Annotated in this window: 8 protein-coding genes; 3 read left to right on the forward strand and 5 right to left on the reverse strand. The window is 71.1% G+C overall.

Going from position 1 to position 7,825, the window contains the following annotated elements; translation table 11 throughout:
• Positions 1-174 precede the first annotated feature (174 nt).
• Positions 175-1,797 carry a phospholipase D family protein gene (locus QM595_RS01845; protein ID WP_415169816.1) on the reverse strand — a complete coding sequence of 541 codons (1,623 nt, stop codon included), beginning with the start codon at positions 1,795-1,797 and terminating at the stop codon, positions 175-177.
• Positions 1,798-1,915: 118 nt separating this feature from the next.
• Here QM595_RS01845 and QM595_RS01850 point away from each other — a divergent pair, with 118 nt between their 5' ends.
• Positions 1,916-2,752, forward strand: a complete 837-nt coding sequence (locus tag QM595_RS01850; RefSeq protein WP_415169817.1) for a S1C family serine protease — start codon at positions 1,916-1,918, stop codon at positions 2,750-2,752.
• Positions 2,753-2,770: 18 nt separating this feature from the next.
• On the opposite strand, the gene QM595_RS01855 is transcribed toward QM595_RS01850, so the two are convergent.
• Entirely contained in the window at positions 2,771-3,151 is a 381-nt protein-coding gene (locus QM595_RS01855; protein WP_415169818.1) for a hypothetical protein, read from the reverse strand.
• Between the two features lie 11 nt (positions 3,152-3,162).
• On the opposite strand from QM595_RS01855, the gene QM595_RS01860 reads away from it, so the two are divergent.
• Positions 3,163-3,540, forward strand: coding sequence for a VOC family protein (locus QM595_RS01860; protein WP_415169819.1), 378 nt, complete (start codon positions 3,163-3,165; stop codon positions 3,538-3,540).
• Positions 3,541-3,546: 6 nt separating this feature from the next.
• Here the strand turns inward: QM595_RS01860 and QM595_RS01865 are convergent, their stop codons facing one another.
• From QM595_RS01865 to QM595_RS01875, 3 genes are read right to left on the reverse strand one after another with little or no spacing between them, the layout of a single operon-like run.
• Entirely contained in the window at positions 3,547-4,590 is a 1,044-nt protein-coding gene (locus tag QM595_RS01865) for a S66 family peptidase (RefSeq protein WP_415169820.1), read from the reverse strand.
• A gap of 59 nt (positions 4,591-4,649) precedes the next feature.
• Positions 4,650-5,990, reverse strand: coding sequence for a cytochrome P450 (locus QM595_RS01870; protein WP_415169821.1), 1,341 nt, complete (start codon positions 5,988-5,990; stop codon positions 4,650-4,652).
• Positions 5,991-6,026: 36 nt separating this feature from the next.
• The gene (locus QM595_RS01875; protein ID WP_415169822.1) at positions 6,027-6,365 is read right to left on the reverse strand and encodes a hypothetical protein; all 339 of its coding nucleotides are present in this window, start codon (positions 6,363-6,365) and stop codon (positions 6,027-6,029) included.
• A gap of 113 nt (positions 6,366-6,478) precedes the next feature.
• Between QM595_RS01875 and QM595_RS01880 the strand changes: the two genes are divergently transcribed.
• On the forward strand, positions 6,479-7,645 hold the full coding sequence (locus tag QM595_RS01880; RefSeq protein WP_415169823.1) for an IS630 family transposase: 1,167 nt from the start codon (positions 6,479-6,481) through the stop codon (positions 7,643-7,645).
• Positions 7,646-7,825: the final 180 nt, after the last annotated feature.

Consider the following 7,825-nt stretch of genomic DNA (forward strand, 5'->3'; position numbering starts at 1 on the left):
AGAAGTGCAGGTCCCAAACAGCCCGAGTCGGCAGAAGTGCTGGCGCTCGACCTGCACTTGTGCCGACTCGGCGCCTCTCAGACCTGCACTTGTGCCGACTCGGCACTCCTCAGACCAGCACTTCTGCCGACTCGGCACTCCTCAGACCAGCACTTCTGCCGACTCGCGCCCTGTCTAGTAGGTGCGGTGGCGGCGGAGTCGCCAGGGGCGGCCGTCGGGGTCGTGGAGATAGCGGTACGACGGCGCGGCGATCACCTGCCGGGGCAGCGGGAGCGACGGCAGCGGCAGCCGGCGCAGCCGGCCCGGCGGGCGGGGACCGACCCGGCCGCCGCGATGCCACTCCTCCAGCGCCTCGGCCATCACACTGAAGGCGGCGAACACGCCCGCCGCGTCGACACAGTCCGACATCGCGGCCGCCAGCCGGTCGTCGTCCGGCTCCCCGGCCGCCGGGTCGGGGTCGATCCGGTCCAGATGCTCCCCGGCCAGGGTCAGCCGCAGCCGGCGGGCGTAGCCGAGGCCCTCGCCGCCCAGGTCCACCACCGCCGCCGAGAGCTCGGAGTCGTTGGTCCAGGAGCGGCGGCAGAAGTTGTCGGAGCCGACGGTGGCCCAGCTGTCGTCCACGACGCAGACCTTGGCGTGGACGTAGACCGGTGTCCCGGCGTGGTTCTCCGGCGCGTAGAGCGCGACCCGGTCGGGGGCGGCGGCGACCACTCCGCGGATCGCCCGCAGCCGGCCGAGCGTCTGCGGGTCCCGGGCGAACCAGCCGTCCTGGTCGGGCACCCGCGGCAGCACCGCGATCAGGTGCAGACCAGGGTGCTCGCGCAGCGCCTCCACCAGCAGGCTGCTCATCTCCTGCCCCCACAGGAACTGGTCCTCGAGATAGATCAGCGACCGAGCCCGCTCGAGCGCCTTGGTGTAGCCGCGGGCCACCGAGCGCTCCCCGCCGCCGGCGAAGTCGTAGGACCAGCCGACGCCGAGCGCCGGGTAGGTGCGCAGCAGTTGTACGGCGTGGTCGTGCCCGGCGACCGGCGGGGGTGGCGGCGCCTGCGGCGGCAGCGGCCGGCGCGGCTCGTCGAGTCCCCGGACTCGGTCCTGGAGTCCGCGGATCGGGTTGCGGGTGCGTGGGCCGGTGTCCTCCCAGCGCTCCCGGAAGACGGTCTCGACGGCACGTACGACGGGCCCGGTGAGCTCCAACTGGACGTCGTGCCACGGCGGCGTGTCGCCGTACTCCTCCGCGATCGGCTCGGCCTGCGGGTCGCCGAGGTGACGGGCGTCGTCGCGCCGGCCGTGGCAGAGGTCGATGCCGCCGACGAAGGCCACGTCGCGGGAAGGATCGGCGCGGTGCCGGATCACCACGAACTTCTGGTGGTGCGCGCCGCCGGGTCGCACCTTCATGTCGAGGCAGATGTCGGCGCCACGCTCCTGCAGCAGCTCGCCGAGCCGGTGGTGGGACTCCGTGGAGTAGCCGAGCAGCCGGCTGTGCGAGCGCCACACCAGGGCACGTACGTCGGCCCCGCGCTCCAGCGCCCGCCCCATCACCTCGACCAGTTCGCTGCCCGGCTCGCCGGTGAGCAGCTCGTCGGCGTCGCCCTGCCAGTCGGTGAAGAGCACCAGGTCGCCGGCGCCGGTCTCCTCCAGCCGTTCGCTCAGCGCCGCGAAGTAGGCGGCGCCGTGGACCAGCGGCCGGGCGCGGTTGCCGCGTGACCAGGAGCCTCCCTCGTCCAGCCCGGTGTCCGGATTGCCTCGCTCTTCGGCGCTCAGGAACCAGTCCTGCGGCGTTGCTCCCAGCTCCCTCACCCGGCCGATCCTGCCACCGGGCGGCGGCAGAGGTTCCGATCCACCCCACGGTCGGCTCATAGAGCGGTGACAGCGTGCGGTCCGACGGTGGAGTCAATTGCCACGGAAGGAGCCCGTCATGAACCGCATCAGCCGCGGTGTCGCAGCCGTCACCCTCGCCGCGCCGTTCCTCGTCGTCCCGGTCCTCGCGCCGGCCGCCGTCGCGGCCGACTTCGGCTATCCCGGTGGCCGGCCAGGTGGCTCCTACAGTGGCCTGGCCAACGGCTTCGCCGGTGCCGGCCCGGGCCAGCCCGGCCAGTCCTACGGCGGCCAGTCCTACAGCGGCCCGAGCACGGTGCCGACGTACGGCGGCGTGACGACCGAGATCGCGGCCGCCTCCGAGCAGGAGTCGACCGGCGTGGTGCTCGTCAACACGCTGCTGGCCGACGGCGCGGCGGCCGGAACCGGGCTGGTGCTGGAGTCCGACGGGCTGGTCGTCACCAACCACCACGTCATCGAGGGCGCCGAGCAGATCGTCGTCACCGACCCGGCCACCGGGGAGCAGTACGCCGCCGAGGTGGTCGAGGACGACCCGACCGACGATGTCGCGGTGCTGCAGCTGGAGGACGCCAGCGACCTGGCCACCGTCACCATCGACGACGACGGGCTCAGCACCGGCGATGCGGTCACCGCGGTCGGCAATGCCGAGGGCGAGGGCGTGCTGGCGGCCGCCGACGGCACCGTCACCGGGCTCGATGTCTCGATCGCCGTCTCCGAGGAGCGCGGCAGTGACGCCAGTCAGCTCAGCGACCTGATCCAGGTCGACGCCGACATCGTCTCGGGCGACTCCGGTGGTGCGCTGCTCGATGCCGAGGGCGAGGTGGTCGGCATGAACGTCGCCGCCTCGACCGGCTGGAACGTGACCGGTTACGCCATCCCGATCCAGACCGTGCTGGCGGTGGCCGCGCAGGTGTGAGAGTCGGCTGTCGCGGTCTCAGTCGAGGCCGGCCGGCGTCATCAGCGGCCGGACCCCGCCCAGGCGCCGCTGGTAGCGGACGTGGTCGGCGTACTCCTCCAGGAGCTCCCACAGCGTCGCGTGCGCCCGCCAGGGCAGCGGGTCGTCGCCGTGGTACCAGCTGGCGCCGAAGCTGATCCAGACCGGCGTCCAGTCCGCCGCGCAGTCCCAGGCGCCACGCTTGGCCATCAGCATCCGGCGGCGCAGCTGGAACTCCTGGCGCGGACCGTCCTCGCAGATCGGCGCGGTGCGCACCGGCCAGAGCCGCAGATCGAGCTCCATCAGCGCCAGCTCGACGTCGGCCAGCACGCTGGGGTCGACCAGAACCGTCGCGACGTTCTCGTGCGGGAGACGCACCATGACCAGACGATATGTCACATCCGCCGGGCGTCGTACGTCGGAAGGGCATGAACACTCTCCACTCCATCATTCATCCCGTCACCGACATCGAGGCCGCCAAGGCCATCCACAGCGCCCTCCTCGGCGTCGAGCCGCACACCGACACGCCCTACTACGTGGGCTACAACGTCGGCGGCGTCGAGATCGCCCTCAATCCGCAGGGCCACGCGCAGGGGCTCACCGGGCCGGTCGCCCAGTTCGGGGTCGAGGACCTCGGCGCCGCCGTCGAGGCGGTGGTCGCCGCCGGGGCGACGCTGGTCTCGGCGCCGACCGAGGTCGGGGGCGGCACCACCATCGCCACCGTCGCCGACAAGGACGGCAATGTCACCGGCCTGATCGCTCGCAGCTAGGCCCAGTCAGGAGTAGTCGGCGAAGACCCGCTGGGCCACGGCGTCGACCGTCACCCGGCCGCCGTAGGGGAGGACCCACTGCGGCCGGGTGTGACCGAACGGGATGCCGACAACCACGACTGCGTCCGGGTTGTAGCGAGCGATCGTCGAGATGGCGACGTCGCGCTGCTCAGCCCGGTGCTTGGCCCGCTCCTCCTCGCTCGGCCTCAGTTCGAACGTCATCGTCGGCGGGCGGGCGACCAGCACCGCCTCCACGTCGGCCAGGATGCCGCGCTCGCCGAGCGAGCGCAGGATCCAGCCGAACTCCCGGGCCGGGATGATCTCCTCCGAGGTCTCGACCAGCAGCACCCCGCCACGGAGTACGTCGGGGTGCTGGCTGAACCGCCCGGCGGTGAGAATCCACTGCAGCACCTCGAGACACCCGCCCCAGGTGCGGCCGGTGACCTCTCGAGCCGGGCCGGCCCAGGCCCATGGCTCGGTCGGAACGCGTTCGCCGTGCTCGCTCAGTGCGCGGGGGTCCTGCCAGTCCAGGCCGATGTCCTCCGACTCGCCGGGCTCGGTGATCTCCAGCCGCTCGCCGGTGAGCAGGGCGGCACGCAGCGAGGCGGCGTGGCACGGGTCGACCACCGGTCCGGGGCCGAGGTGGACCTGGGTGGAGCCGCCGTAGAACCCCGCGACACCGTTGCTCCACAGCCAGTTGAGCAGGTTGGTGTTGTCGCTGTAGCCGAGGAACGGCTTCGGGTCCGCCCGCACCAACGCCGGGTCAAGATACGGGACCACGGTGATCTGGTCCTCCCCGCCCACGGTGGCCAGGACCGCCCTGATCGACGGGTCGGCGAAGGCGGCGTTGAGATCTCGTGCCCGCTGCTCCGGCGTCGAGCCGAGCTGTCGCGTGGTCGGGAACTCGACCGGCACCAGCCCGGTCAGCTCCGCGAGCCGGCGCAGCGCCTGCTCGTGCACCGCCGGGGCGAAGCCTGGCGCCGCGAACGACGGCGACAGTACGGCGACCTTGTCGCTTGGGGACGCCTTCGGCGGATGGACGATCTCCACGAGACGCCAGTCAACCGACAGCTGCCCGCGGCCGCAACGTCATAAGGACGACGACGAGGTCAGCGGAGGCTGGCGGGCAGATGCTCGTAGCCGCGCAGGATCCGGGTCTGGCGGCGGGCGGCGCCGTCCTCGAGCCGGAGGTCGGGGAAGCGCTCGAAGAGCGACCGGAGGCCAACCTCGCCCTCCATCCTGGCCAGCTGCGCGCCCAGGCAGTGGTGGCGGCCGCTGGAGAACGAGATGTGGTCGCGGGCGTTGGGCCGGGTGATGTCGAAGATGTCCGGGTCCGCGAAGACGTCGCGGTCGCGGTTGGCGCCGGCGAGCACCGTGGTGACGGGGATGCCGGCGGGCACCCGGGTGCCGGCCACCTCGGTGTCGCGCAGCGCGATGCGGCCGGTGAGCAGCACCGGCGGGTCGAAGCGGAGGATCTCCTCGACGGCGTTCGGCCAGCCGGACGGGTCCCCGAGGAGGGCGGCGAGCTGGTCGGGGTGCCGGCGCAGCAGCGCGATGCCGTTGCCGAGCAGGTTGACGGTGGTCTCGAAGCCGGCGGCGAGCACCAGCCCGGCGGTCGCCTTGAGCTCCCGCTCGGTGAGCCCGACGCCGTCCTCCTGGGCCTCGATGAGGTGGCTGAGCAGGTTGTCGCCGGGGTGGCGGCGCAGCATCTCGATGTGGCCGGTGAGCCAGTCGTCGAACTCTCGCAGCGCCGCCTCGACGGCGCGGAACTGCCGCCAGCTGACACCGAGGTCGAGGCTCGCCCCGGCGGCGGCGCCGAGCTCGAGGATGCGCTGCCGCATCCCGGTCGGCACCCCGAGGATCTCGGAGATGACCGTCACCGGCAGCAGCCCGCAGTAGGCGGTCACCAGGTCCACGGGGCGGTCGGGGTCGAGGGCGTCGAGCAGCTCGTCGGCGACCTGCTGGGTGCGTTCCCGCATCCGCTCGACGGCGCGGACGCTGAAGACCCGGGTGACCAGCTTGCGGTAGCGGGTGTGGTCGGGCGGGTCGGTGACCAGCAGCGACGGCGGCGAGACCGGGTTGAAGACGTCGCTGGCCGACCAGCGGCCCAGCCGGGCGACCGGACCGTCGGCCGGCAGCGGCAATCCGGTGCCGAAGTCGTTGCTCCCGAGCACCTCCTTGACCGCGGCATGGGAGGCGGTGACGAAGCTGAGGCGGCCGCGCACCAGCGGCCCGTGCTCGCGCAGCTCGTCGAAGAGGGGCTGCAGCTGGTCGACGTACGGCTCGCTCATCGCGGTCGCGATCATCCTGCCCTGCAGGTCACCCTGTCTGGCGGCCCGGTTGATGACGAGCCGTGGCAGGCCGTGGCTGACGCCCCACCGGACCGCGGGTTTCGCGGTCCGCTCGACGACGCGTTCCTTCAGCGAGGCGGCTGGTGCGACCCTGAGCATGAAATGAGGGTACGCCGTGTACCACCTCCAGACCGCCTAGTGGTCGTCTCTGGAAGTTCGTCCCGGGTCGAGGTATAGCCAGGCGGCGGTGTCGAGGGCTTCTTCGGCGGTGCCGCTCATGTAGCCGGTGGGGAGGAACGCGTTGTCGTAGTCGTCGTGGCTGGCACGGTAGATCGCGAAGCCCCACTGGTTGGCGTAGCCGGCATAGCGCAGTCGACACAGCCTGATCTGCTCGCCGTCCACGATCGCATCAACGTAGGCGAACCCGGCGCGGTAGCGAGTGATGATTTTCTCGATCCGGGGCCAATGCTCTCGTGCATGGGCGCTCAGCCGCTGTGCGAGCGAGGCTTTGGTCGAATCCGGGATAGCCGCCACGTCTGTCATCCTTCCCGATCCGCTGCCGGGTTGTGGCGGGTTGTGGCGGGTTGTGGCGGGTGCTCTCCGGCGTGGCGGCTGGTCCGCAGGCGTCCGGTACGCCAGAAATGAGCGTGCGCCCTGTATCCCCTGACCCGATCACCCTGAGCATCGACGATGAGGCCGCTCTCCAAGCGCGGGTTCGTGCTGCGAAGACGTCCTACCGCGACCGGCAGCGAGCCCGGATCGTGCTCGCTGCTGCCGCTGAGGCCACCAACGCCGCGATCGCGGTGCTGGTCGGAATGGACCTCAAGACCGTGCGGAAGTGGCGCCGGCGGTTCGCCGCCGCCGGAATGAGCGGCATCACCGATATGCCACGCTCAGGGCGCCCGTCGAGGTTCACCGCCGCCCAGGTAGCCGAAACGAAGGCGCTCGCCTGTGAACTTCCTGCCGAAACCGCCGACCCGGTCACCGGAAAGGTCCTGCCGCTGTCACGGTGGTCGATCAACGAGCTGACCGAGCAGGTCATCGCCCGCGGGATCGCACAAGAGATCTCCGCATCGACAGTGCGCCGCTGGCTCGATACCGACGCGATCAAGCCGTGGCAGCATCGGTCGTGGATCTTCCCTCGGGACCCCGACTTCGCGGCCAAGGCAGCCCGAGTCCTCGACCTGTACGCCCGGACCTGGGAAGGCCGTCTGCTCGGCGCGGACGAATACGTGATCAGTGCCGACGAGAAGTCCCAACTCCAGGCCCTGCGCCGACGCCACCACGGCCAGCCGCCGGGTCCTGGCCGCACGCGCCGCATCGAGTTCGAGTACACCCGCGGCGGGACCCTGGCCTACATGGCTGCCTACGACGTCCACCACGCCAAGGTGTTCGGCCAGATCGCTCCCAAGACCGGCATCGAACCCTTCACAGACCTGGTCGACCACGTCATGAACCAGGAGCCCTACAAGTCGGCCACGCGCGTGTACTGGATCGTCGACAACGGCTCCTCGCACGCCGGGCAGGCCTCGATCGACCGGATACGGGAGGCATGGCCCAACGCGACCTTGATCCACACACCAGTCCACGCGTCCTGGCTCAACCAGATCGAGATCTACTTCTCCATCCTGCAACGCAAGACCATCACCACCGGCGACTTCGCCGACCTCGACCACCTCGCCGAGCGCATCCTCGCCTTCCAAGACCACTACAACCAGACCGCGAACCCCTTCGCCTGGCGCTACAGCCGCCAAGACCTCAACCGCCACCTCGCCCGCCTCAACAACGACCGCACACTCCACCACGCAGCCTGACCCGGGACGAACTTCCGGAGATGACCACTAGTGGTCGTCTCTGGAAGTTCGTGGGGGGGTATGCGTGGGTCCAGGTGCGCGCAGCGCAAGGCGGCGTCGCGACGGCATACCGGGCGTCTTCCGAGCGGCGCCAACGCCGCGATGGGTGTGCCTGGGCCGCGCAGACCCGGGACGAACTTC

Origin of the sequence: Nocardioides sp. (genome assembly GCF_047607185.1) — a bacterium.
Lineage (GTDB): Bacteria > Actinomycetota > Actinomycetes > Propionibacteriales > Nocardioidaceae > Nocardioides.

Coding starts and splice junctions, on each gene's coding strand:
- QM595_RS01850 (WP_415169817.1), top strand. CDS start 1,916: ATGAACCGCATCAGCCGCGGTGTCGCAGCCGTCACCCTCGCCGCGCCG.
- QM595_RS01870 (WP_415169821.1), bottom strand. CDS start 5,990: ATGCTCAGGGTCGCACCAGCCGCCTCGCTGAAGGAACGCGTCGTCGAG.
- QM595_RS01855 (WP_415169818.1), bottom strand. CDS start 3,151: ATGGTGCGTCTCCCGCACGAGAACGTCGCGACGGTTCTGGTCGACCCC.
- QM595_RS01860 (WP_415169819.1), top strand. CDS start 3,163: ATGTCACATCCGCCGGGCGTCGTACGTCGGAAGGGCATGAACACTCTC.